The sequence below is a fragment of the Streptosporangium sp. CA-115845 genome, from assembly GCF_050943795.1.
In the GTDB taxonomy this organism is placed as follows: domain Bacteria; phylum Actinomycetota; class Actinomycetes; order Streptosporangiales; family Streptosporangiaceae; genus Streptosporangium.
The window spans coordinates 8554575-8578055 of the sequence record NZ_CP191988.1 but is presented as its reverse complement, the minus strand read 5'-3'; the positions used below and the strand labels follow the sequence as shown (position 1 = coordinate 8578055).

At 70.9% G+C, this 23481-nt stretch carries 21 protein-coding genes; 8 read left to right on the top strand and 13 right to left on the bottom strand.

Features of this window, described 5'->3' with window-relative positions:
- Positions 1-334 precede the first annotated feature (334 nt).
- From ACQP0P_RS40775 to ACQP0P_RS40755, 5 genes are all read left to right on the top strand, one after another.
- Positions 335-1843 carry a sugar ABC transporter ATP-binding protein gene (locus ACQP0P_RS40775; protein ID WP_433366440.1) on the top strand — a complete coding sequence of 503 codons (1509 nt, stop codon included), beginning with the start codon at positions 335-337 and terminating at the stop codon, positions 1841-1843.
- A 100-nt stretch (positions 1844-1943) separates the two neighbouring features.
- Positions 1944-2951, top strand: a complete 1008-nt coding sequence (locus ACQP0P_RS40770) for an ABC transporter permease (RefSeq protein WP_433366437.1) — start codon at positions 1944-1946, stop codon at positions 2949-2951.
- Between the two features lie 205 nt (positions 2952-3156).
- On the top strand, positions 3157-4221 hold the full coding sequence (locus ACQP0P_RS40765; RefSeq protein WP_433366435.1) for an ABC transporter substrate-binding protein: 1065 nt from the start codon (positions 3157-3159) through the stop codon (positions 4219-4221).
- 95 nt (positions 4222-4316) lie between these two features.
- Positions 4317-5471 carry a Gfo/Idh/MocA family protein gene (locus ACQP0P_RS40760; protein ID WP_433366432.1) on the top strand — a complete coding sequence of 385 codons (1155 nt, stop codon included), beginning with the start codon at positions 4317-4319 and terminating at the stop codon, positions 5469-5471.
- 103 nt (positions 5472-5574) lie between these two features.
- Positions 5575-6582 carry a sugar phosphate isomerase/epimerase family protein gene (locus ACQP0P_RS40755; RefSeq protein ID WP_350914347.1) on the top strand — a complete coding sequence of 336 codons (1008 nt, stop codon included), beginning with the start codon at positions 5575-5577 and terminating at the stop codon, positions 6580-6582.
- 161 nt (positions 6583-6743) lie between these two features.
- Here the strand turns inward: ACQP0P_RS40755 and ACQP0P_RS40750 are convergent, their stop codons facing one another.
- From ACQP0P_RS40750 to ACQP0P_RS40740, 3 genes are read right to left on the bottom strand one after another with little or no spacing between them, the layout of a single operon-like run.
- A complete protein-coding gene (locus ACQP0P_RS40750) occupies positions 6744-7829 on the bottom strand; it encodes an alcohol dehydrogenase catalytic domain-containing protein (protein WP_433366429.1) in 1086 nt (361 codons plus the stop codon).
- Between the two features lie 11 nt (positions 7830-7840).
- Positions 7841-8035, bottom strand: coding sequence for a ferredoxin (locus ACQP0P_RS40745; RefSeq protein WP_030913934.1), 195 nt, complete (start codon positions 8033-8035; stop codon positions 7841-7843).
- A 9-nt stretch (positions 8036-8044) separates the two neighbouring features.
- Positions 8045-8509, bottom strand: a complete 465-nt coding sequence (locus ACQP0P_RS40740) for a pyridoxamine 5'-phosphate oxidase family protein (protein WP_433366425.1) — start codon at positions 8507-8509, stop codon at positions 8045-8047.
- 77 nt (positions 8510-8586) lie between these two features.
- Between ACQP0P_RS40740 and ACQP0P_RS40735 the strand changes: the two genes are divergently transcribed.
- Positions 8587-9234 carry a class I SAM-dependent methyltransferase gene (locus tag ACQP0P_RS40735; protein ID WP_433366422.1) on the top strand — a complete coding sequence of 216 codons (648 nt, stop codon included), beginning with the start codon at positions 8587-8589 and terminating at the stop codon, positions 9232-9234.
- Here ACQP0P_RS40735 and ACQP0P_RS40730 read toward each other — a convergent pair.
- The 6 genes from ACQP0P_RS40730 to ACQP0P_RS40705 all read right to left on the bottom strand — a co-directional run bounded on the left by ACQP0P_RS40730 (position 9141) and on the right by ACQP0P_RS40705 (position 16748).
- Positions 9141-10211, bottom strand: a complete 1071-nt coding sequence (locus ACQP0P_RS40730; protein ID WP_433366419.1) for an enediyne biosynthesis protein UnbU — start codon at positions 10209-10211, stop codon at positions 9141-9143. The two genes, ACQP0P_RS40735 and ACQP0P_RS40730, sit on opposite strands and share 94 nt — an antisense overlap.
- Complete coding sequence (locus tag ACQP0P_RS40725; protein ID WP_433366416.1) at positions 10208-12226, bottom strand: CRTAC1 family protein; 2019 nt, start codon at positions 12224-12226, stop codon at positions 10208-10210. The genes ACQP0P_RS40730 and ACQP0P_RS40725 overlap by 4 nt, the downstream gene beginning before the upstream one ends.
- 100 nt (positions 12227-12326) lie before the next feature.
- The gene (locus ACQP0P_RS40720) at positions 12327-13613 is read right to left on the bottom strand and encodes a DUF1702 family protein (protein WP_433366413.1); all 1287 of its coding nucleotides are present in this window, start codon (positions 13611-13613) and stop codon (positions 12327-12329) included.
- 96 nt (positions 13614-13709) lie between these two features.
- Complete coding sequence (locus ACQP0P_RS40715; RefSeq protein WP_433366410.1) at positions 13710-14753, bottom strand: prenyltransferase; 1044 nt, start codon at positions 14751-14753, stop codon at positions 13710-13712.
- Complete coding sequence (locus ACQP0P_RS40710) at positions 14750-15463, bottom strand: class I SAM-dependent methyltransferase (protein ID WP_433366407.1); 714 nt, start codon at positions 15461-15463, stop codon at positions 14750-14752. Before ACQP0P_RS40710 ends, ACQP0P_RS40715 begins: the two co-directional genes overlap by 4 nt.
- Before the next feature lie 40 nt (positions 15464-15503).
- Entirely contained in the window at positions 15504-16748 is a 1245-nt protein-coding gene (locus ACQP0P_RS40705; protein ID WP_433366404.1) for a glycosyltransferase family 4 protein, read from the bottom strand.
- A gap of 291 nt (positions 16749-17039) precedes the next feature.
- Here ACQP0P_RS40705 and ACQP0P_RS40700 point away from each other — a divergent pair, with 291 nt between their 5' ends.
- Together ACQP0P_RS40700 and ACQP0P_RS40695 are read left to right on the top strand one after the other, a co-directional pair.
- Positions 17040-18068 carry a GDP-mannose 4,6-dehydratase gene (locus tag ACQP0P_RS40700; protein WP_433366401.1) on the top strand — a complete coding sequence of 343 codons (1029 nt, stop codon included), beginning with the start codon at positions 17040-17042 and terminating at the stop codon, positions 18066-18068.
- A gap of 141 nt (positions 18069-18209) precedes the next feature.
- Positions 18210-20306: a WD40 repeat domain-containing serine/threonine protein kinase gene (locus ACQP0P_RS40695; protein ID WP_433366398.1), complete on the top strand. Its 2097-nt coding sequence runs from the start codon at positions 18210-18212 to the stop codon at positions 20304-20306.
- A 177-nt stretch (positions 20307-20483) separates the two neighbouring features.
- Here the strand turns inward: ACQP0P_RS40695 and ACQP0P_RS40690 are convergent, their stop codons facing one another.
- From ACQP0P_RS40690 to ACQP0P_RS40675, 4 genes are all read right to left on the bottom strand, one after another.
- Complete coding sequence (locus tag ACQP0P_RS40690) at positions 20484-20939, bottom strand: DNA-binding protein (RefSeq protein WP_433366394.1); 456 nt, start codon at positions 20937-20939, stop codon at positions 20484-20486.
- A 206-nt stretch (positions 20940-21145) separates the two neighbouring features.
- Positions 21146-21505, bottom strand: a complete 360-nt coding sequence (locus tag ACQP0P_RS40685; protein ID WP_433366391.1) for a TraR/DksA family transcriptional regulator — start codon at positions 21503-21505, stop codon at positions 21146-21148.
- Positions 21506-21785: 280 nt separating this feature from the next.
- Entirely contained in the window at positions 21786-22151 is a 366-nt protein-coding gene (locus ACQP0P_RS40680) for a hypothetical protein (protein WP_433366388.1), read from the bottom strand.
- A gap of 124 nt (positions 22152-22275) precedes the next feature.
- Positions 22276-23481 (bottom strand): cytochrome P450, encoded by a 1206-nt coding sequence (locus ACQP0P_RS40675; RefSeq protein WP_433366385.1) that lies wholly within the window; start codon positions 23479-23481, stop codon positions 22276-22278.

Here is a 23481-nt window from a genome sequence, read left to right as displayed (position 1 = left end):
GCGGTCCTGAGGCTCAAGGGGCGCTCCCACGTCGGGGGCGCCCCTTCTGCTGTCCGCGCCGGGGGCGGGGCCAGGACTTTTGCTGATTCCTGCAAAAGTCGACGGACTGTTAGTTAAAAGCTCTTCACAAACCCAGCCAAAGGGGGTTAGCTTCTGCACATCCCACTCCGGGTGAGGAGGTGCTGTGAGTCGGGTCACCGTTCGGCCGGAGAGCACGCGCCACCACGGCCGCCGCGCGCCGACCCCGACCGGCTCGTCGAGCCGCACCTGGCGGGGCGGGTGGGGCCTGCGGCGACCACGTCCTCTCGGCCCGACGACGAACCAGTGAGGCCCCATGTCCGAAGCCACCCCCCTGCTGCGCATGCGGGGGATCGTCAAGCAGTTTCCCGGCGTGCGAGCCCTGGACGGTGTCGACCTGGAGGTGCTGCCCGGTGAGGTGCACTGCCTGCTCGGCCAGAACGGTGCCGGGAAGTCCACCCTGATCAAGACCCTGGCGGGCGCTCATCAGCCCGATGAGGGCACGATCACGTTGAACGGTGCGGACGTTCGGCTGTCGAGCCCGATCGCCGCGATCAGGCTCGGCATCTCCACGATCTACCAGGAGCTCGATCTGGTGGACGGGCTGAGTGTGGCGGAGAACGTCTTCCTCGGACACGAGCCGGCCCGGCTGGGGTTCGTCGGGCGGGGGAGGGCGGAGCGGGCGACGCGGGAACTGCTGGCCCGGCTGGGGCACGGTGAGATCCACCCGTCGACGGAGGTGGGACGGCTGTCGCCGGCGGCCAAGCAGGTGGTGAGCATGGCGCGGGCGCTGTCGCACGACACCCGGTTGATCATCATGGACGAGCCGTCGGCGGCGCTGGCCCATGACGAGGTGGGCAACCTGTTCCGGATCATCCGGGAGCTGACCGCTCAGGGGGTCGCGGTGGTCTACATCTCGCACCGGCTGGAGGAGATCCGCGAGATCGGGGACCGGGTGACGGTGCTCAAGGACGGTCGCACGGTCGCGGTGGGGCTGCCGGCCAAGCAGACTCCGACCTCGCGGGTGGTGGCGTTGATGACCGGCCGCGAGGTCGAGTACGTCTTCCCGCCGCGCCGCGCGGAACGCGTCGCGGGGGCCGAGGTGCTGCGGGTCGAAAAGCTCACCGTGCCCGGCGTCTTCACCGACGTGTCGTTCTCGGTGCGGGCGGGAGAGATCGTGGGGCTGGCCGGACTGGTCGGCTCGGGCCGCTCGGAGATCATCGAGGCGGTGTACGGGGCGCGGAGGTTCTCCGGGCAGGTGCTCCTGGAGGGGCGGCCGGTGCGCGGGGGCGGTACGACGGGCGCGGTCCGCCTGGGGATGGGGCTGGCCCCCGAGGAGCGCAAGGCGCAGGCCCTGCTGCTGGACCAGAGCGTGTCGCGCAACATCAGCCTGGCCAGCCTGGGCCGCTACTCGCGGCTGGGGTGGATGGACCGCCGCCGCGAGGCCGCGGACGCGCGGGAGATGGTGCGGGCCCTGGACATCCGGCCGGCCGATCCCGAGCGGCCGGTCAAGACGCTTTCCGGTGGCAACCAGCAGAAGGCGGTGCTGGCGCGGTGGCTGCTCAACGACCGCAAGCTGCTGCTGCTGGACGAGCCGACGCGGGGGGTGGACGTGGGGGCTCGGGCGGAGCTGTACGCGCTGGTGCGGCGGCTGGCCGATGAGGGGATCGGGGTTTTGCTGGTCTCCAGCGAGGTGCCCGAGGTGCTGGGGCTGGCCGATCGGGTGCTGGTCCTGCGGGAGGGCCGGGTCATCCGCGAGGCCGGTGCCGGTGAGCTGGACGAGCACGCCGTCCTCGACATGATCATGGAAGGGAGTGCCCTGTGACATCCCTCTCGACCGGGGGCACCGGGACTGGTGAAAGGAACCGACAGGTCCTCATGAACGTCATCTCTCGTCGCTTCGAGAACACCCTGGTGGGGCTCCGGTGAAGTCGTCCCCGGACGAGCGCGTCGAGGCGTCGGTCCGTAAACCCGTCGTGGTGAGCCCGCTGGCCCGTCTCGGGGAGACGCGCCACCTCGGGCTGGTGATCGCGCTGGTACTGCTGGCGGTGGTGGGCCTGGTCAGGGTGCCCGACACCTTCGCGACCACCTCCAACCTGGTGAGCATCCTGTCGCTGGCCTCGACCATCGGGGTGATCACGGTCGGCATGACCTTCGTGATCATCGGTGGGGGCATCGACCTGTCGGTGGGCGCGGTGATGGCACTGGCGTCGGTGTGGGCGACCACGCTGGCCACCCAGTCCTACGGCCCGCTCGTGATGATCGTGTGCGCGGTGCTGGTCGGTACCGGGGCGGGCCTGGTCAACGGGCTGCTGATCTCCTACGGGCGGATGGTGCCGTTCATCGCGACGCTGGCGATGCTGGTGGCCGCCAGGGGGCTGGCCCAGCGGATGTCCGACCGGCGCACCCAGCTGGTGCAGCAGGGCAACGAGATGATCGTGGAGCTGTCGACGGCCCGGGTGCTGGGCATCCCGGTGCTGGTCTACATCTTCGCGCTGGTGGTGCTGGCCGGGTGGGTGGTGCTGAACCGCACCACGTTCGGCCGGCGCACCTACGCGGTGGGCGGCAACCCCGAGGCGGCCCGGCTGGCGGGCATCGACGTGCGCCGCCACACCGTGTTGCTGTACGCGCTGTCGGGGCTGTGCTGCGGGATCGCGGCGGTTCTGATCATGGCCAGGACCACGACGGGTTCCTCCACGCACGGAGACCTGTACGAGCTGGACGCGATCGCGGCGGTCATCATCGGCGGCACGCTGCTGACCGGGGGACGCGGGTCGATCATCGGGTCGATCCTGGGCCTGCTGATCTTCACTGTGATCACGAATCTGTTCATTCTCAACGGGCTCAACACCAGCGACCAGCTGGTGGCCAAGGGCCTGATCATCGTGGTGGCCGTGCTGCTCCAGCGGCGCGCTCTCACCTCACGGACCTAGGCCCTGTCCCTTGGATCTTCCGCACCCCGAGGTCAGGCGGCGTCTCGCCACGTTGCCGCCGCCTCGCGAGAGGCCGGTTGACCGGTCCTCGCCGTGGCAAGGTCCGCCGGACAGGGCCTGGACCCGCGTCCCGCGGACCGGTCAGGGGTCCGCGGGGCGCGTCACGCTTCCACCCCCCAGTTTCCCCCCAAGAAGGAGCAAGGTCATGACAGAGAACGTCGCTCGCAGGGGTTTCCTGCTCGGCGGTGCGGTCATCGGTGCGGGTGCGCTGGTGACGGCGTGCACCGGCAACGAGGTGGCCGCACCGGCCGGCGCGCCAAGCACGGCGCCGGCGCCGGCGGCCGCGACCGGCGGTAACGAGGCGCCCGGCGACAAGGTGGTCATCGGCTTCTCGGCGCCCGCGGCCGATCACGGCTGGATCGCCGCGATCGCCAAGAACGCCGAGGCCACCGCCAAGCAGTATGCCGACATCGAGTTCAAGCCGGTCGAGCCGACCAATGACATCAACGCGCAGATCTCCGCGGTGGAGTCGCTGATCGCGGCGAAGGTCGCCGCCCTGGTGATCCTGCCGAACGACGGCCAGCAGCTCAACCAGATCGCCCGACAGGCCTCGGACGCGGGCATCCCGGTGATCAACCTGGACCGGGTCTTCCCCGACAAGCTGTCGTACCGCACCTGGATCGGCGGCGACAACTACGGCATGGGCGTCGCGGCCGGCCACTACATCGGCAAGAAGCTCAAGGACAAGGGGGTGGCCAACCCGGTGATCCTGGAGATCCAGGGCATCGCGACGCTGCCGCTGACCCAGGACCGCAGCAAGGGGTTCGAGGACGCGCTGAAGACGTACGGGTTCGCGGTGACGGCCAAGCAGGACGCGCAGTTCACCGTGGAGTCGGGGACCAAGGTCGCGGCGAACCTGATGCAGGCGCACAAGAAGATCGACGCGATCTGGAACCACGACGACGACCAGGGCATCGGCGTGCTGGCCGCGATCAAGGAGGCCGGGCGTAGCGAGTTCTTCATGGTCGGTGGCGCCGGATCGGCCAACGCGATGCGCGACATCAAGGAGGGAACGGGGGTGCTGGAGGCGACGGTGACCTACAGCCCCACGATGGCCTCCTCGGCGATCAAGCTGGCCCGTCTGGTCGCTCAGGGCAAGGGGATGAGCGACCTGGTGGAGAACCAGGTGCCTCAGTCGATCACCCTGGCCTCGGAGACGATCACCAAGGAGAACGTGGACGCCTACCTGCCGCTGGGATTCGAGTCCTGATGGCTCAGGCGGACGAGGCCGCGCCCGGACCGACGTCGACACCGGGGCCGACGTCGGGAACGGCAGGGGGGGAACGCCCGAGGCTGGGTATCGGCATGGTCGGCTACGCGTTCATGGGCCGGGTGCACTCCCAGGCCTGGCGTAGCGCGCCGGCGTTCTTCGACCTGCCGGCCCGGCCGGTGATGGCGGCGCTGTGCGGCCGCTCGGCCGAGGGCACGGCGCGGGCGGCCGAGCAGCTGGGCTGGGCGGCGGTCGAGACCGACTGGCGCGAGCTGATCGCCCGCGAGGACGTCGACGTGGTCGACATCTGCACCCCCGGTGATTCGCACGCGCGGATCGCGATCGCCGCGCTGGAGGCCGGCAAGCACGTGCTGTGCGAGAAGCCGCTGGCCAACACGGTCGCCGAGGCCGAGGCCATGGCGGACGCGGCACGGGCGGCCGCGGCCCGCGGGGTCTACGCGATGGTGGCGTTCAACTACCGGCGGGTGCCCGCGATCGCGCTCGCCGCCCGCTGGGTGGCCGAGGGGCGGCTGGGCGAGATCCGGCACGTGCGGGCGCAGTACCTGCAGGACTGGATCGTCGATCCGGACTTCCCGCTGGTGTGGCGGCTGCGAAAGGAGCTCGCCGGGTCCGGGGCGCTGGGCGACATCGGCGCGCACATCATCGACACCGCGCAGTTCATCACCGGTCAGCACCTGACGCAGGTCTCGGCGCTGACCGAGACCTTCATCACCCGGCGCCCGCTGGCCGAGACCTCGGCCGGGCTGTCGGCCGGTGTCGGCGGCGGTGCCGAGACCGGGGAGGTGGACGTCGATGACGCGGCGCTGTTCATCGGCAGGTTCAGCGGTGGCGCGCTGGCCTCGTTCGAGGCCACCCGGTTCGCCACCGGGCGTAAGAACGCGCTGCGCATCGAGATCAACGGCTCGGCCGCCAGCGTGGCGTTCGACTTCGAGGCCATGAACGAGCTCTGGTTTCACGACCACGCCCTGCCCGCCGAGGAGGCGGGGTTCCGCCGGGTGCTGGTCACCGAGCCGGGGCATCCGTACGCGGGGGCGTGGTGGCCACCGGGGCACGGTCTTGGCTACGAGCACACCTTCACCCACGAGGTGAAGGACTTCGTACAGGCGATCGCCTCCGGCACCGCGCCGTCCCCGTCGTTCGACGACGGGTTGCGGGTCCAGCGCGTGCTGGCCGCGGTCGAGCGCAGCGCCGCCGACCAGAGCCGGCTGACCGCGGTACGGCAGACGTGAACGGGCCGGTCGCCGGTGTGGTGCGCCCACGCGCCGAGCGCGCGGGTGCGCCACCCGGCGCACGCCCCGGTGGGAACAGGTCCATCAACCGTGTGGAGGACGAATGAGCAGGCCGATCACCTTGTTCACCGGCCAGTGGGCCGATCTGCCCTTCGAGGAGGTCTGCCGGCTGGCCTCGGGCTGGGGGTACGACGGATTGGAGATCGCCTGCTGGGGCGATCACTTCGAGGTCGACAGGGCGCTGTCCGAGGACGGCTACATCGATCGCAAGCGGGAGATCCTGGCCAAGCACAACCTGGTCGTGCACGCCATCTCCAACCACCTGGTCGGCCAGGCCGTCTGCGACCATCCCATCGACGAGCGGCACAGGGCCATCCTGCCCGCCCGCGTCTGGGGTGACGGCGAGCCGGAACAGGTTCGCCGCAACGCCGCCGAGGAGATCAAGAACACGGCTCGGGCCGCGGCCAGACTCGGTGTGGACACCGTGGTCGGCTTCACCGGATCGTCCATCTGGCACACCGTGGCGATGTTCCCGCCGGTGCCGCCCGCGATGATCGAGGCCGGCTACGCCGATTTCGCCGCCCGGTGGAACCCGATCCTGGACGTCTTCGACGAGGTGGGGGTGCGTTTCGCCCACGAGGTGCATCCCAGCGAGATCGCCTATGACTACCACAGCACGGTGCGGACTCTGGAGGCCGTCGGGCACCGGCCCGCGTTCGGGCTGAACTGGGACCCCTCGCACATGGTGTGGCAGGAGATCGACCCGGTCGGCTTCATCCTGGACTTCGCCGACCGGATCTACCACGTCGACTGCAAGGACGCCAAGGTCCGCACCGGCGACGGCCGCCGCGGCCGGTTGGCCTCGCACCTGCCCTGGGGCGATCTGCGCCGGGGCTGGGACTTCGTCTCCACCGGCCGGGGCGACGTGCCGTGGGAGGACTGTTTCCGCGCGCTGAACGCGATCGGTTACACCGGGCCGATCTCCATCGAGTGGGAGGACGCGGGCATGGACCGCCTGGACGGCGCCCCCGACGCGCTGGCCGTGATCCGCAGGCTCAACGCCATCACCCCGCCCTCGGCCGCCTTCGACGCGGCCTTCTCCTCCGATTGAGGCGCTCGGGGCCGACGTGCTCGGAGGGGCGTCGCACCGCCGGGGGCTCTTCGAGGACGGGGTGACAGGGGAGGAGCCGGTGACCCGGCCGGGTCACCGGCTCGCCTCGCTCAGGCGGGCGGCCCGGTGACCCGGTGCGCGGGCTCGGTTCCGGACGCCGCTCAGTCCATGACGACGATCTGGCGCAGGACCTCGCCGCCCCTGAGCGCCGCCACGGCGTCGTTGAGGTCGGCCAGCCTGATGCGGGAGCTGATCATGCTCTCCAGGTCGAGCTTGCCGGCCTTGTAGAGTCCCGCGAAGAACGGGAAGTCGCGCCGGACGTCCGAGCCGCCGTACAGCGAGCTGAGGATGTTCTTGCCCTCGAAGAGCAGGCTGAAGGCGCTCAGCGGGACGTTGTCGTCCATCGCGCCCGCGCCCACCACGATCATGTCGCCACCCCGGCGGGTCGCCTGCCAGGCCGTCATGATGGCGGCGGACTTGCCGACGGCCTCGAAGCCGTAGTCGAATCCGGCACCGCCGGTGAGCGTGCCGAGCGCGTCCATCAGCTGGTCGGGGGTGATGGCGTGGGTCGCGCCGACCTTCTTGGCGAGGGCGTGCTTGGACTCCAGCGGGTCGATCGCCAGGATCGTGGTGGCGCCGGAGATGCGGGCACCCTGGATCACCGAGAGGCCGATGCCGCCGGCGCCGACCACGGCGACCGTCGAGCCGGCCTTCACCCTGGCCGTGTTGAGCGCCGCGCCGACGCCGGTGGTGATCCCGCAGCCGATCAGGGCCGCCGCCTCGAAGGGCACCTCGGGGTCGACCTTGATCGCGCCCTGCCAGGGCACGACGATCTCCTCGGACCAGGTGCCGCACCCGGCCATGCCGAACGCCGGGGTGTCGCCGCCGTAGCGGAAGCGGGCGTTGACGAAGCTGTCCATCACGTAGGTCATGCACAGGAACGGCTGGTTGACCAGGCAGTTCGCGCAGGTGCCGCAGGCCGGGGTCCAGTTGATGATGACGTGGTCGCCCGGCTGCACCGTGGTCACGTGGTCGCCGACCTCGACGACCTCTCCGGCGCCCTCGTGGCCGGGGATGACCGGCAGCGGCATGGGCAGCACGCCGCTGATCACCGACAGGTCGGAGTGGCAGACACCGGTGGCCCTGACCTTGACGCGGACGTCCGTCGGGCCCATCGGGGCGAGGGTGAAGTCATCGCGGATGTCGAGCTTGTCGTCGCCGACGGCATGCAGAAGCGCACCACGCATGGGGGGACCTCCTAGTTCTCCTCAACGGAGAGTGCGGCTTTGGGACAGGACCGCACGGCGTGCCGGACGCGGTCCATCATCTCCGGCGGCGGCTCAGGCAGCAGCAGGTGCAGCTGGTCGTCGTCGTCGAGTTCGAAGACCTCCGGGGCGAGTCCCATGCAGATCGCATTGGCCTCGCAGACCAGATAGTCGACTTTGATCTTCATACGGGCCTCCTAGCCGGGAATGGCGAGCTTACGGTGATCCCACGAGATCACACGAGTGGGCTCGACCACAAAGGCGACCCTTTTGCGGCCGGTGTAGGTCACGTACTCGGTGAGCAGCTCCTCCGCGTCGGGCATCCCGGCCATTCGCCTGGCCACGTTCATGCCGACGCCGAGGATGCCCTCGGGATCGTCGATCCTCCGCGCCACCCCGTACACCAGTACGCCGCGCAGATCGGAGTATTCCTCCCCGGCCTCGATCAGGCAGCTCACCCGGGCGTCGCGCTGGATGTTGAGTGTCTTCTGGGCCTTGCCGTAGGTCCAGAAGGAGATCTTGCCCTCGGTCAACCCGTAGAACATGGTCACCATATGTGGGGTGCCGTCCGGGTTGATCGTGCCGAGCTGCAGCTTCCGCGACTCAGCGACGAAAGCCGTCACCTCGTCGTCGGACATCACGATGCGGGCGCGCTGGTTCACGGTGCAAAGTAGAACACGTTCCACAAGGTCGGGCAAGGGCTGATCGGAATGTTGTTCGGTATGGGTAGTCTGCTGTGATGAGCAACGCCACCATGCCCGCCGACCTGCGGTACGCCGCCCAGCACGCCAAGGGTTTCATGCCGCACCAGGAGGGGGTCGCGCTGTTCGAGACCGCCGTCGAGTACGGCCCGCGCGGCCCGATCTGCGAGATCGGCAGCTACTGCGGGAAGTCGGCGGTCTACCTCGGCGCGGGTGCCCGGCAGGCCGGGTCCGTCGTCTTCACGGTGGACCACCACCGGGGCTCCGAGGAGATCCAGCCCGGGTGGGCCCACCATGACCCCACCCTGATGGACCCCCGATTCGGCAAGATGGACTCGCTGCCCACCTTCCGCACCACCATCGCCTCCGCGGGTCTTGAGGAGGAGGTCATCGCGATCGTCGGCAGGTCTGAGCGCGTCGCCGGGCTGTGGAACACCCCGCTGGCGATGCTCTTCATCGACGGCGGCCACTCCGAGCTCCCGGTGACCAGGGACTACGAGGGGTGGGCACCGCACGTCATGCAGGGCGGCGCCCTGGTCTTCCACGACATCTACCCGGACCCGGCCACGGGCGGGCAGGCGCCGTACCACGTCTACCAGCGGGCGCTCGCCTCCGGCGCGTTCAGGGAGGTCCGGCAGGAGGGCTCGCTGCGGGTGCTCGAACGGATCGGCCCCGGCATCGGCTGATCACCCCGTGCGGGGCGCCCGGTGCCGGGCGGGCGGCGGAGCCGTTTCAGCTCCCGGCCCGCGCAGACGATCACCAGGGCGAGGAACGGCCCGAAGACGACGTGGAACTGGACCAGCAGCCCGTAGACCGCCGCCGTGGCCAGGCCGAACACGACCTGGTCGCGCGCCCCGACCGGGGACGTGCCCGGATCGGTGATCACGTAGCCGGTGTAGAGGGCGAAGGCGGTCCCGGTCATCGGCAGCAGGGCGCTGACCGTCGACACGTCGCCCAGACCGCCCCTGAGACACGCCTGCAGGGCGAACCCGCCCGCCCAGCCCAGGACCAGCGGCAGCCTGCCGGTGGGGCCGGCGTTCGCCAGCACGCCCGCTGCCAGCACGGCCAGCGGCACGATCAGGTCGAAAGGACCCGAGACCCACGCGGTGAACTGGTAGGCGGGGGCGAGGCCGACCCACGGGAACAGCAGCAGCACGACGACGATCCCGAAGGCCACCGGATTCAGGAACGCGGCGCCGGGCGCGTCCCCGCCGGTCCGCCTCGCCGGTTTCGTCCTTCCCGCCCCATCCGCCGTTCGCGCCGGCTCCGGCGCCCGCATGCGGAAGAGGTAGGCGCTGCCAACGCCGATCAGGACGGCGAGCACGATCGGCATCAGATGCCCGTTGCCGTACAGCAGCATCGCGCAGAGCAGGCCGCGGATGTAGGAGGGCAGGAAGAAGTCGGCGACCCGGTCGCGGGGCACCCCGAGGTAGCGGGCCGGGCGCCGCCACGCCCACGCCTCCACGGTCTCCAGCACGAACTCGGTGGTCACGCCGGTGAGCGCGCCGGCCACCGGCGCCAGAGGGGACTGCTCGAAGCCGAGCACGGTGTGCCCGAGCACGGTGATCAGGGTGAGGGACCACGCCGACCGCCGGAGCGCCCTGCCTCGGTTCGGGCCGGAGATCCTGGATTTCGCCGTCTCGGGGGGCGGGGCGGCGCTCACGGACGGCGGATCTCCGAGGCGTGGCCGTCGGCCAGCAGGATCCGGTGCCAGCCGGGCTCCAGGGGCACCGACGCGGTACGGGCGCCGCCGCAGGCGTCCCTCCAGGAGATCTCGACGGGGACGGGGGAGTCCGGCAGGTGGTCGCCCAGGCCGAACAGCAGCTCGGGCGCGGAGAAGCCGTTGTGCCCGTTGGCGGGGTAGAGCTGCCTGCTACGCGTGACCCCGCCGGGCAGGCGCACCGTGGCGACGGCCCCGATGGCGGGCCGCGTCAGCCCGGGGCGTGTCCACCCCCGGCGCGCCGGACGGAGCCGTGTCCGGACCGGTTGGGTCAGGGCGGGCCGCTCCGGTCCGGAGCGCGGTGCGGGGGACGGGCGGCAGGGGCCCGCGGGGAGACGGAGCCGCAGGCCCACGAACGGTGCCGTCGGGCCGTGGTTGCTGTAGAGCACCGACTCCGACCACTGGTTGGCGACCGCGAAGTCCAGTCGCCCGTCGTCGTCGACGTCGCCCACCGCGAAGGCCCGGCTGACCGTGCCGTCGCTGTCTCCGCCGACCCCGGCCCGCCGGGCCACGTCCGCGTAGCGGCCGTCCTGACCCCTGGTGAAGAAGGTGTTGGTGTCGCGGCCCGACAGGTCGTCCCCGGCCCGGATGCTCGGCCAGAGCGCGGGGCGGGAGAGGAACAGATCGTTCGCCGACGCCGCCTCCTGCAGTTGCGCCCACCGGTCGACCTCACCCCTGACGAACCCGGTCGCGTGCATGATCTCGTCGTCGCCGTCGTTGTCGAAGTCGGCGGCCTTGACGTCCCAGGACCAGCCGCTGCGGCTCAGCCCCAGCTCCTCACCGAGGTCGTCGTAGGGCGCGTGCCCCCCGTGCAGGTCGCCGGGCCGGGACACGAAGGCGAAGTTGCTCTGGTGCAGCGCGTAGTCCTCGGTGAGGTTGCTCACCAGGATGTCCGGCCTGCCGTCGGAGTTGAGGTCGGTGAAGCCGACGCCCATCCCCTTGAACGAGTCGCGGCCGACGACCCTGGAGGCGGGGGTCGTCAGCTGCCTGGTGCCCCTGGCCTCGGTGAACCGGATCCGGCCGGGCACCGACTCGTTGACCAGCAGCCGGTCAGGGCCGAAGTCGCATGCCAGGTACAGCTCGGGCCGCCCGTCGCCGTCCAGGTCCTGGGTGCCCAGCGCCAGGGTCCAGCCTCCGTTCCCGACCTCGTCGAACACCCCCTCGGCCTCGGTGAACCGCGCCGGTCCGCTCGCCAGGTAGAGCCGGGCGCCGCCGCCGTTGGCGGCGGCGGACAGCGAGTCGGGCATCACCGCACTGCCGGGGTCACCGTCGTTGGGGTCACCGTCGTTGGGGTCGCCGTCGTTGGGGGAACCGTCGCCCAGCACTCGGACGCCGTCGGGGAAGTAGTCGCCGAAGACCAGGTCGAGGCGGCCGTCCCCGTCGAAGTCACCGGTCGTGGCGGCGCTGGTGTTCCAGATCTCCGGCTCCGTGGTCAGCGCGCGGTGGCGGAAGGCGGTTCCGGAAGGGGGTACCCCGGGCACGCGCAGGAAGAGCGAGGGGGAGCGGCCCCAGTAGTAGACGACCAGGTCCTGCCAGCCGTCCTGGTCGAGGTCGGCGGGCAGGCACCCGGCCGGCGCCTCGTACCGTCTGCGATCCGGGGGGACCAGCGTGAACGGCCGGTAGCCCCGGGGGGTTCCCGGCGCCCGCCTGACGGTCACCGTGTCATGGCGGGGATCGACCAGGCACAGGTCGTCGGCGACGACCTCGTTGTCCACGTCGAACAGCGCCACCCCGGCGCCCAGCGACGACACCCAGCCCTGGAGACCGGCGTATCCCGCCGCGACCGGCCGCAGGGTGCGGTCACCGGGGCCCGGGGGCGGCCCGAGCGGCCTCGCGTGGAAGGAGAAGTCGGCCGAGGTCTCCGCGACCGAGGTGTCCGGCAGGCCGGTCAGCCTCCACCCGGCGGCGGCGGCGATCAGGGCGAGGGCTCCCGCCGCGTATCTGCGAATTCCTGACATCGCTCTCACCGCCCCTTCGAGCCGCAGGTGACGATCTCGGCCGCGACCGGCTCGCGGTGGCGTGGTCCGGCATCGTCCGTACCACTCCTTCGAGTCGCGGTCATAAATCGCGGTCGCGCCGTGCCCAGGCCTTCCGGACTCCCGCCCGCCAGGCCTGGTAGTGGTCGCCGCTGTGCGCGTTGTGGCCCAGCGCGACGAGCGCGGTGTCGGTCCAGCCCGCCGCCTCGTCCACTTCGGCCCCGCACAGCACGGGTGCGGCGGCGACGGTGTGCTCGGGGACCACGGCCGATATCAGCCGGGAGGCGCAGGCGAAGGCGCACCCCTGGGCGAGGTGGGCGCGGAAACCGTCCTCGGCCGCGGCGGAGGCCAGCCGCCCCAGGTCCGCGGCGCCGGCACCCCCGGTGTACGTGGCGGCCAGACCCACGCCGCTCCACAGGTCGGCGCGGCGCCCCGCGGGAAACTCGGCGATGCGCAGCACGACGTCATCCGCTCCCGCGCACTCGTGGAACCAGAGCATCCGCCCCAGTCCCTGATCGAAGATCGCCCTCCGGGTCCGATCCATCAGCCCCGCCGTCCGCTGACGTCCCACCGTACGGTCCGCGGAGAAGAAACCCTGGTGGAAGCCGAAGCCGTCGTGGGCCAGCCAGCGCAGCAGCGGGTGCACCGAGCGGACGCCCCACATCGGCCGTAGCCGCATCCGGGCGTACGCCCGGCCGGTGCCCAGGTGGATGAGGTGCGGGTAGCGCATCCCCGGCCCGCTCAGCAGCTCCCGCAGGCGGCGCCCGCCGGTGAGGGTGAGCACGTCGAGGGTGGCGCAGGCCATGCCCGCGCCCTCGTACGCGAAACCGCGCAGGTCCTCGCGGAGGTCGTCGATCCGCTCGGCCTCCCCGGAGAGCACCGCGTTGAACCCGGCCGTGAACGACCGCTCCGCGCCCTCCAGCCGCTCGCGCGCCGGCCCCAGCCGGAACCGCCGCACCCCGAACCCCACCCGGGCGGGGTGCTGCCACAGCAGCCGGGCCACGCCGTTCGGCCTGGGCGGCGCCGACGTCCCCGGAGCCGCCGTCCTCGGCTCGGAAAGGCCGGACTCGGAAAGGCCGGGCTCGGAGAGGTCGGACTCGGAAAGGCCGGGCTCGGAGAGGTCGGGTTCGGCTGAGCCGGGCTCGGAGGAGTCCGGCCGGGGGGAGGAGACCGAGGATTCCTGCGGGCCCGGATGCTCGGCGGGGTCCGCAGGATCGGCCGAACCCGTGGGTTCGGGTCGCCGCGGGGGTGCCGGGTTCGAGGGGGTGGGGGGTGGCGGGTCGGGGGTGCTTTCCGGGACGGCCTCCGCGCCGGCCGTCTCGGTGTCATCGCTCTGAGCTACCGTCCGAGTGCCCTCCGCATTACTCACGGACCCGAACGTAGTGAGCCGCATTCAGCCCTTCAAGCACCACGTTTCTGATTCCGTGCAAAGAAAACGCCGACGTCATGGCCGGAGGCCGGGAGCTCAGCTCCTGGAACGGGCGTGGCTGCAGCCGCAGGCGGCGGTGGGGCGGTCGGTCAGGTACCTGCCCGCGTCGCGGAAGATGCCCGCGGCGGGGGTGTGCCCGGCCAGCGCGTCGGCGGCGAGCACGACCGCGGCCGCGGTGTAGGCGGAGCGCTCGTGGGGGAACCACTTCTCGTTCACGAACTGCCAGCCGGTCCAGTAGGAGCCGTCCTCGTGCCGCAGGTGCTGCATGTCCGAGAAGAGCTTCCGCGCCCGGTCCCGGTCGCCCAGCGCGTCGAGGGTGAGCACCAGCTCGCACGTCTCGGCACCGGTCACCCACGGCTGGTCGGAGACGCAGCGGATGCCGAGGTCCGGCTCCACGAACGTGTCCCACTCCTCGGCCAGCCGTGCCCGCGCGGCCGGGCCGCGCACCGCGCCGCCCAGGATCGGGTAGTACCAGTCCATCGAGAAGCGGCTCTTGTCGGCGAACGCCTCGGGGTGGGCGACCAGCACGTGGCCGAGCTGGTCGGCGGCCAGCTCCCAGTCGGGCTGCGGGTCGCCCAGGTGCTCGCCGAGCAGCACGCCGCAGCGCAGGCCCTGATGGATGGAGGCGCAGCCGGTCAGCAGCGCGTACCCGGCGGGCCTGCCGTCGGCCGCGCGCTCCCAGACGATCTCGCCCCGGGTGGTCTGCAGGCCGACCACGAAGTCCAGCGCCGCCCGGACCGAAGGCCACATCCGCCGGGCGAAGTCCTCGTCGGAGGTCACCAGCAGCTCGTGCCAGACGCCGACCGCGAGGTAGGCGGCGTGGTTGGACTCCCCGCCCTGCTCGACGGCCTCGCCCCCGACCAGCTTCATCGGCCAGGAGCCGTCGGAGCGCTGCGTGCGGACCAGCCAGTCGTACCCCCGGCGGGCGGGACCGGTCAGCCCCGCCACACTCATCGCCATCAGGCACTCGACATGGTTCCAGGCGTCCACGTGCCCCTCGGGCCATGGGACGCCGCCGTCGGGCTCCTGCACCGCCGCGATGCTCTGGGCGGTCTGCACAACCTGTTCCCAGGAGATCATGCGGGCTTCCGGACGTAGAGCACCACGCTCTTGCCGATGAGCGGGTTGAGCACGGCCTCGGCGATCCTGGTGGCGGCGGGGCGCTTCATGATGTCCCAGACCAGCAGCTCGTGGTAGGCCTTGGCCAGCGGGTGGTCGTTGTTGTCGACGCCGACCGCGCACTTGATCCACCAGTACGGCGCGTGCAGGCCGTGGGCGTGGTGGTGTGGGCCGATGGTGAAGCCCGTCGACTTGAGCTTCGCGCTCAGCTCGGCCAGCGTGTAGATGCGGACGTGCCCGCCGGGAGCGGTGTGGTACGCCTCGTCGAGCGCCCAGCAGATCCGTTCCGGCAGGAAGCTCGGCACCGTGATGGCCGCCTGGCCACCCGGCTTGAGGACCCGGAAGATCTCCCGCATCGCGGCCATGTCGTCGGGGATGTGCTCCAGCACCTCGGCCGCGATCACCCGGTCGAAGGCGCCGTCCTCGAACGGCATGTCGAGCGCGTCGCCGGTCACGGTGTCCGCCGTCGCCCCGGGCGGTACCTCGCCGGCCTTGTCCATCGCGGCGAACATGCTCGCCACGCCTTCCAGCTCCCCCGCGTCCATGTCGAAGGCCACCACGTCGGCACCGCGCCGCAGTACCTCGAACGCGTGGCGTCCGCCACCACACCCCAGGTCCAGCACCCGGGTTCCCGGACCCACGGGCAACCGGTCGAAGTCGACAGTCAGCACTGGCCGCTCCTTGTGAGAGGTGATCGTTTCAGGGGGTCGCTCACTTCGCGCGGTGGGCCTGGATGGCCTCGTGGTAGGCCTCCACGGTTCGCTTGGCGACGACGTTCCAGGTGAAGCGTTCCATGACCCGGTCGTAGCCCTTCTTGCCCACCGCGGCCCGCTCCTCGGGAGAGTCGTGCAGGCGGCGCAGCACCGCGGCCAGCTCCTCGGGGTCGCCGGGGGCCACCTGTACGGCGGCGTCGCCGACGACCTCGGGCAGCGCCCCGGTACGGCTGGCGACCAGCGGGGTGCCGCAGGCCATGTGCTCGACGGCGGGCAGCGAGAAGCCCTCGTACAGGGAGGGGACGACCGAGATCTCCGAGGTGGCGATCAGCTCGCCCAGTTCGGTGTCGGAGATGCCGTGCACGAACCTGACCCGGTCCCGCAGCGCCAGCTCGCCGACGAGCTTCTCGGTCGGGCCGCCGGGGGTGGGCCTGCTGACCACCGTCAGATTGACGTCGCGTTCGGTGGCGAGTTTCGCCACGGCCCGCAGCAGCGTCGCGACCCCCTTCATCGGGGAGTCGGCGCTGGCCACCGCGACGATGGAGCCGGGCCGCTTGGGAAGCTCCGGGCGCGGGTGGAAGTAGCGGGTGTCGACGCCCAGCGGGATGAGCCGCATGTTCTTCTGGGGCACGTTGAAGTCGCGGTGGATGTCGGCGAGGGAGGACTCGCTGACGGTCAGGATCGGGCTGAGCCGCGGCGCGACCTTGGCCTGCATGCGCACGAAGCCGTACCAGCGTCGCATGGAGAGCTTCTTGCGCAGCGGAGCGGCCTTCAGCTCGATGCGCCGGTCCACGCTGATCGGGTGGTGGATGGTCCCGACCACGGGGAACAGCTTCTGGATGCCGAGCAGTCCGTAGCCGAGGGTCTGGTTGTCCTGCACCACGTCGAAGTCGCCGACACGCTTCTTCAGCTCGCGGTGTGCACGCAGGGTGAAGGTCAGCGGCTCGGGAAACCCGGCGGTCCACATGGTGCCGACCTCGAGCAGGTCGATCCAGTCGCGGTACTCGCGGAGGCCGGGAGTGCGGAAGGGGTCCTCGTCGCGGTACAGGTCCAGGCTGGGGACCTTGGTGAGGATGACGCCCTCGTCGAGCTCCGGGTAGGGCTGGCCGGAGAGGACCTCCACGCTGTGCCCGAGGGCGACCAGCTCGCGGCTGAGGTGACGCAGGTAGACACCCTGCCCACCGCAGGTCGGCTTGCTGCGATACGACAGCAGTGCCACCCGCAGTGATTCAGCACCCGGCACGGCAACCCCTTTCTCACCCTGCCCGAAAGGGGACAGGTACCGTGAAAGATGACCTTAGTCCTCGGACACTACCATTCGGTAGCTCTGTTGTACCTGATGTGGAATTGTTCCTAGGGCCTGCTTCACCGGGTGCGAGCTGGGAGGTTAACCTGACCGAACAGGATTCGGTGGAACGCGTTCTAGGTGCGCCGTGAGGGAGATAGTGCCCACACGAGGGTAGGACGGTACATTCGCCAATCAAACGGCATAAGACCAGGCATAGGTCCCGCCCCCGCAAGCGAGGAGGACGCGTTGGCCAGGCGCGCGCTGATCACAGGTATCACCGGGCAGGACGGTTCCTATCTGGCCGAGTGCCTGCTCAGTCAGGGCTACGAGGTCTTCGGCATGGCCCGAGGGCAGGCCAATCCACGCGTCTCCCGGCTCCGCAAGCTCCTGCAGGACGTTCAGCTCGTCCGGGGTGACCTGCTCGACCAGGGTTCGCTGATCTCCGCGGTCGAGAAGGTCCAGCCCGACGAGGTCTACAACCTGGGCGCCATCTCGTTCGTCCCCATGTCGTGGGAGCAGGCCGAGCTCACCGGCGAGGTGACCGGCATGGGCGTGCTGCGCATGCTGGAGGCCATCCGGGTCTGCTCCGGGATCTCCTCCTCGCGTACGGCCGCCGGGTCCGGGCAGATCCGGTTCTACCAGGCGTCGTCCTCGGAGATGTTCGGCCAGGTCCGCGAGACCCCGCAGACCGAGATCACCCCCTTCCACCCCCGCTCGCCGTACGGCGTGGCCAAGGCGTACGGGCACTTCCTGACGCAGAACTACCGCGAGTCGTACGGCATGTACGCGGTGTCGGGGATCCTGTTCAACCACGAGTCCCCGCGCAGGGGCGCCGAGTTCGTCACCAGGAAGGTGAGCCTCGGGGTGGCCAGGATCAAGCTCGGCCTCGCCTCGGAGCTGCGCCTGGGCAACATGGAGGCGCGTCGCGACTGGGGGTTCGCCGGAGACTACGTCCGTGCGATGCACCTGATGCTCCAGACGGACACGCCCGAGGACTACGTGATCGGCACCGGCCGCACCCACACCGTCCGCGACCTGACCGAGGCCGCCTTCGCCGCCGCCGGGCTCGACTGGGAGCGGTACGTCGTCACCGACCAGACCCTGCACCGCCCCGCCGAGGTCGACCTGCTCTGCGCCGACCCGAAGAAGGCCCGCGTCCAGCTCGGCTGGGAACCCTCGGTCACCTTCGAGGAGCTGGTGGCGATGATGGTCGAGTCGGACGTCAAGCTGCTCTCCGACGGCGGCGACCCCGACCAGGACTCCTCCTGGCCCTGAGGCCGGGCCTCTCCGGATCGGCGGCCTGGAGCATTCCGGGCCGCGGGGCTTCTGCTCCGGCAGGGGGCCGCCTATCGTCGTTCCTTGGATCAGAAGTGGTTCCGGCCGTCCGCTGACGGGGACGTGGAGACGAGGTGAGCGATGTCCGAGCCGGGCCCGCTGACCGTGGGCGACCCCGAGCGGATCGGCGGCTACCGGCTGAGCGGGGTGCTGGGCGACGGAGGTCAGGGCGTGGTCTACCTCGGCCACGATCCTGCGGACCGCAAGGTCGCGATCAAGGTGCTCCACATCCGGATGGCGACCGATCCCAAGGTGCGCGAGCGGTTCATGCGCGAGGCGGAGATCACCCGCCGGGTCGCGGCGTTCTGCACCGCTCAGGTGCTGGGCGGGGGGATTGTCGGCGATCGGCCCTACCTGGTCAGTGAGTACATCCCCGGGCCTTCGCTGAAGGAACTGGTCACCGGCGACGGGCCGCGGATCGGCAGCGGCCTGGACCGGCTCGCGGTCGCCACCCTGACGGCGCTGGCCGCGATCCACCGGGCAGGGATCATCCACCGTGATTTCAAACCCGACAACGTGATCATGGGCCCGGAGGGGCCGGTGGTCATCGACTTCGGAATCGCCCGGGTGCTGGCCGTCACCACCACGCGTTCGGGGCTGGCGGGCACCCCCGCCTACCTGTCGCCGGAACAGCTTGGCGGTCACCAGGCCGACACGGCGTCGGATGTGTTCAGCTGGGCCGCCACCATGGTGTTCGCCGCCACGCGGCATCCGGCGTTCCCCGGCGCCATACCGGCGGCGGTGATGAACGCCGTCTCCAACCGCGAACCCGACCTCGCCGGAGTGCCCGAGCGTATCCGCCCGCTGCTGGCAGCCTGCCTGGCCAAGGACCCCGGCGCCCGGCCCACCGTGGCCGACCTGCTCGCCGCCCTCACCGGTGAGGAGTCCAGCAGCCGTGAGGAATCCAGCACGGAGGAACCCAGCACGGTGGATCACCGGCCGCGCGGCCCCGCCCCGCCGCCTCCGGCGTCCCGTGTCCCGCGCCGTTCCGTCAGGGGACTGGTGACCGCGGCGGCGATCGCCGCCGTTCTCATCCCGGCTGCCGCGGTCTTCTGGTCGTGGCAACCGGAGTCCCCCGAATCCTCCACCCCGCCGTCCACGACCCCCTCCGAAACCTCCGCCCTGTCGTTACCGTCCTCATCCGCCACGGGTACCACCAGGACCTCCGCTCCGTCACCCGGCCAGACTCCGAAGGCCGTTCCCTTCGGCATGCCGGTCGGTAAGCCGTTCACCGGGCACAGCGGGGGAGTCCATTCGATGGCGGTGGCGGAGTCGCAGGGGCGGCCGGTCGTCGTCTCCGGCGGTGGCGGCGACGAGAGTAACACCGTGCGGGTGTGGGATCTGGCCACCCGCAAGCAGATCGGCGGCCCCTTCACCGGCTACGCGGTCGCGGTGACGGAGTTGGCGGGGCGGCCGGTCGTCGTCTCCGGCGACCACGACGGGATGCGGGTGTGGGATCTGACCACCCGCGAGCAGATCGGCGGGCTGCTCACCGGCCCCGGTACCGGGCTCACGTCCGTGTTGGTGGCGGAGTTGGCGGGGCGGCCGGTCGTCATCGCCACCGGTAACGGAAAGATATATATGTGGGATCTGGCCACCCACGAGCGGATCGGCGGCCCGCTCGTCGCCCACACCGCCTCCGTCGAGTCGATGGCGGTGACGGAGCTGGAGGGGAGGCCGGTGCTCGTCTGCGGCGGCTACAACGAGATGCGGGTGTGGGATCTGACCACCCGCGAGCAGATCGGTAAGTCGTTCACCGGCTACACCGACGACGACGTGACGGTGGAGGTGGCGGTGGCGGAACTGGAGGGGCGGCCGGTCGTCGTCTCCGGCGTCGCGGGTGGCGACGACAGCACCATGCGGGTGTGGGACCTGGCCACCCACGAGCAGATCGGCAGACCGTTCACCGGGCACACCTCGGGAGTCGAGTCGGTGACGGTGACGGAGTTGGCGGGGCGGCCGGTCGTCGTCTCCGGCGGCTACGACGGGGTGCGGGTGTGGGATCTGGCCACCCGCGGGCAGATCGGCAGGCCGTCCACCGGCCGCACCCAGGAGATCACGACGATGCTGGTGACGCGACTGCGGGGGCGGCCGGTCGTCGTCTCCGCCGACTTCGATGGAGAGATACGGGTATGGAGTCTGACTCCGCCCTCCCCCTCCCCCGCGCCCGGCTCCTGAGCGTCCGCCTCTGCCGGATCCCCCGCGGGAGACCTCCCCGCGTCCCGGCCCGGCGGCACTGCCGGAGCCCACCTCCGAGGATCACCGCCTGCCTGGAGAAGGTCCGCGCTGAGGGCGGCACCATCCGCGCGGCCGACCCGGTCGAGAAACCGCTGGAGACCGTCATCCGGCCAAGGATCACCGCGTGGCCGGCGCGTTCGTGGACCCCTCGGTGCGGCCGGCCAGTCGTTCGTAGCGTTGTTTGGCCGCCTGGGGGGTGCCGAGGCCGAGGCCGAAGGCGATCTCCTGCCAGGTGAGGTCGCGGCCGCGCGCCATGAGCAGGAGCGCCGCCTCCAGCTCGTCCATCTCCGCGCGGGCGCGGGGCAGCAGGGTCAGGGCGGCGGTGATGTCGGCGCGGTCCACCTCCGGCTCGCCCTCCTCTCGCTCGGCGACGCCGCTCAGCAGGAACGACACGAGCCGGACGGCCTCGTGCGCCCCGAGGACCGTGGGGTGGACCTGCCGGCGGCGCTGGGCGTCGTCGGTCGCGTGACGCTCGGTGATGCGCGACAGGGAGGCGTACTCGCGGTGTGCTCGCGCCTGGCCCGGGTTCGGAGGCGTGAAGGCACCGGCTGATTCATCGTGGTTCGCGGACATGCGAACCACGATCGCCTGTCGAACGACCTGTTGTCAATAAATCGCGTTAAACAATTTGTTTAAACAAGGTCGCCTCCGCCCCCGACGGAGGCGGAGGCGGATCTCAGGAGGTCGTTGAGGAGGCCGGAGCGGAGTTCGGCGGCGATCCGAGACCGGCGGCAGAGCCGGGCCGCAGACGGTGGCGTCCACCGGGATCGGTCATGTCCTCACCCCCTCGCGTTCCGGCAGACGACGCAGTGCCGGGTGTGCGGAATCCGGCGCAGCCGTCGCAGGGCGATGGACGCCCCGCACCGCCGGCAGGTGCCGTACACCCCGGAGTTCAGCCGTTCGATGGCGGCCTCGATCTCCACGACGGCCGTTCTGGCGCGCTTGGCGCGCCCCCAGGCCAGCGGAATGGGTTCGCCCGCTTCCGGAGGCTCGGGCACATGCTCGTCCCCGGGGAGGGAGTCCTGCTCCGCTCGCGCGGTGGTGAGCCGTTCGTGCAGCAGCGCGCGGAATTCCGCCAACTGCACGGCGTTGCGCCGGTACTCCTCCAGCAGCCTGTCTGACGATCGGATGTCACTCATGACGACATCGACTCCTTGAATGACTCGCGGCGGTCCGGGCAGCGCGCGGTCCGCCATCGTGAAAGCCGGAACCTGGGCACAGGGCGGTGCGCGGCACCGCGCGGCTGAGGGATCTCGGTCGAGTTCACCGCTCGACGGAGGTCTGGAAGGGCTTGGATCTTCTGCCCACCACGGTCAGGCGGCGCCTCGCCACGTTGTCGTCGGTCACCGGGGCACGCCGCGGGCCTTGCGAGGCATCACCTGGCCGATCCTCGCGACGGCAAGATCCGCGGGGCAGGGCCTAGGAAGGAGGTGGACTGCGTGAGGTGACGATCCGCCGAACGTCGTGCCGGGAAACGGCGGCGGGCTCCACGGGGAGCCGGGCGCGAGACGGCGGGGCGCTGGACACCGCCACGGCGCCGACCGCGGGCAGGGAGCGGAGCTGCCCCGGCGTCGGCAGGTGCTCGGCCCCGCCGGCCAGGAGTCTGGGTGCGGTCGCCTGGTGGGCGTCGCCGGTCTGCGGAACCCAGAGGCCGGTGGCGGTGCCGGCGGGCCTTCGCCCGCCGGGACTCGGAGAGGGCGCGATGGCGGCCAGAACGACCATGAGAACAAGACCCACCACGACGGCCGCGGTGGGCCTGGGTGTGCCCCACCGCGGTTCCCTCATCGCCTCGACCATAGTCGACGTTCCACGAAAGGGCACTTCATCGGGAGGCCGGTGCTTTCGCGGGCGGGACGGGTGCCGAGGACCGGCCTTTCGGGATCACCAGGCGGCTGGTGACCGCCGGGCCTCAGGTGACGGAGACCGGCAGGTCCTTGATGCCGTTGATGAAGTTGGAGCGGAGCCGGCGGGCGGGGCCGGCCTGCTCCAGGTTCGGCAGCCGCTCGGCCAGCACCTCGAAGAGCACCCGCAGCTCCAGCTTGGCGAGGTGGTTGCCGAGGCAGAAGTGGGCACCGCCACCGCCGAAGCCGATGTGCGGGTTGGGGTCGCGGCCGATGTCGAAGGTGCCGGGGTCGGCGAACACCTCCTCGTCCCGGTTGGCGGAGCTGTAGAAGACCACGATCTTGTCGTCGGCCTTGACCTCCTGGCCGCCGATCGTCGTGTCGACGGTGGCCGTACGGCGGAAGAGGTTCACCGGGGAGACCCAGCGGACGATCTCGTCGGCCGCGGTGCGGGCCAGGGTGCGGTCGGCGACCAGGCGCCGCCACTGCTCGGGGTGTTCGAAGAAGGCGAGCATGCCGCCCGAGGCCGCGTTGCGGGTGGTCTCGTTGCCCGCGACCACGAGTAGCAGCACGAACAGGTCGAACTCCTCCTCGGTGAGGGTCTCCCCGGCGGCGTCGGGCATGATCAGCTTGGTGACGATGTCCTCGCGGGGCCGTTCCCGGCGCTCGGCGGCCAGGGTGTTGGCGTAGGCGTAGACCTCCATGGCCGCGTCCGTGCCCTCGGCGGGGTCGGTCGCGTAGTCCGGGTCGTTGGCCCCGATCATCCGGTTGGACCAGTTGAAGATCTTGTCCCGGTCCTCGACGGGGGCGCCGAGCAGCTCGCAGATCACGTACAGCGGCAGCAGTGCGGAGATGTCCCTGACGAAGTCGATCGAGCCGCGTGCCTTGGCCTCGTCCACCAGCTCGTGGCAGATGTCGCGGATGTGCTGCTCAAGGGCGCCCATCATGCGGGGGGTGAACCCCCGGTTGACCAGGGAGCGCCGCCGGGTGTGCTCCGGCGGGTCCTGGTTGAGCATCATCATCCGCTGGAGGGCGCGCTGGTCCTCGGGCATCTCGTCGAAGAGCGCGAGCTTCCTGCTTGAGGAGAACAGGTCGGAGCGGCGGGAGACGTGCACCACGTCGGTGTGCCGGGTGACCGCCCAGAAACCCGGCCAGTCCCGTTCGGCGTCACCCGGGTGCGCGTAGACCGGCGCGTTCGCCCGTAGCCAGGCAAGCTGATCGTGCGGCGCGCCGTTCCGCCAGTAGAAGTCCTGGTCGACCAGATCGATGTCCAA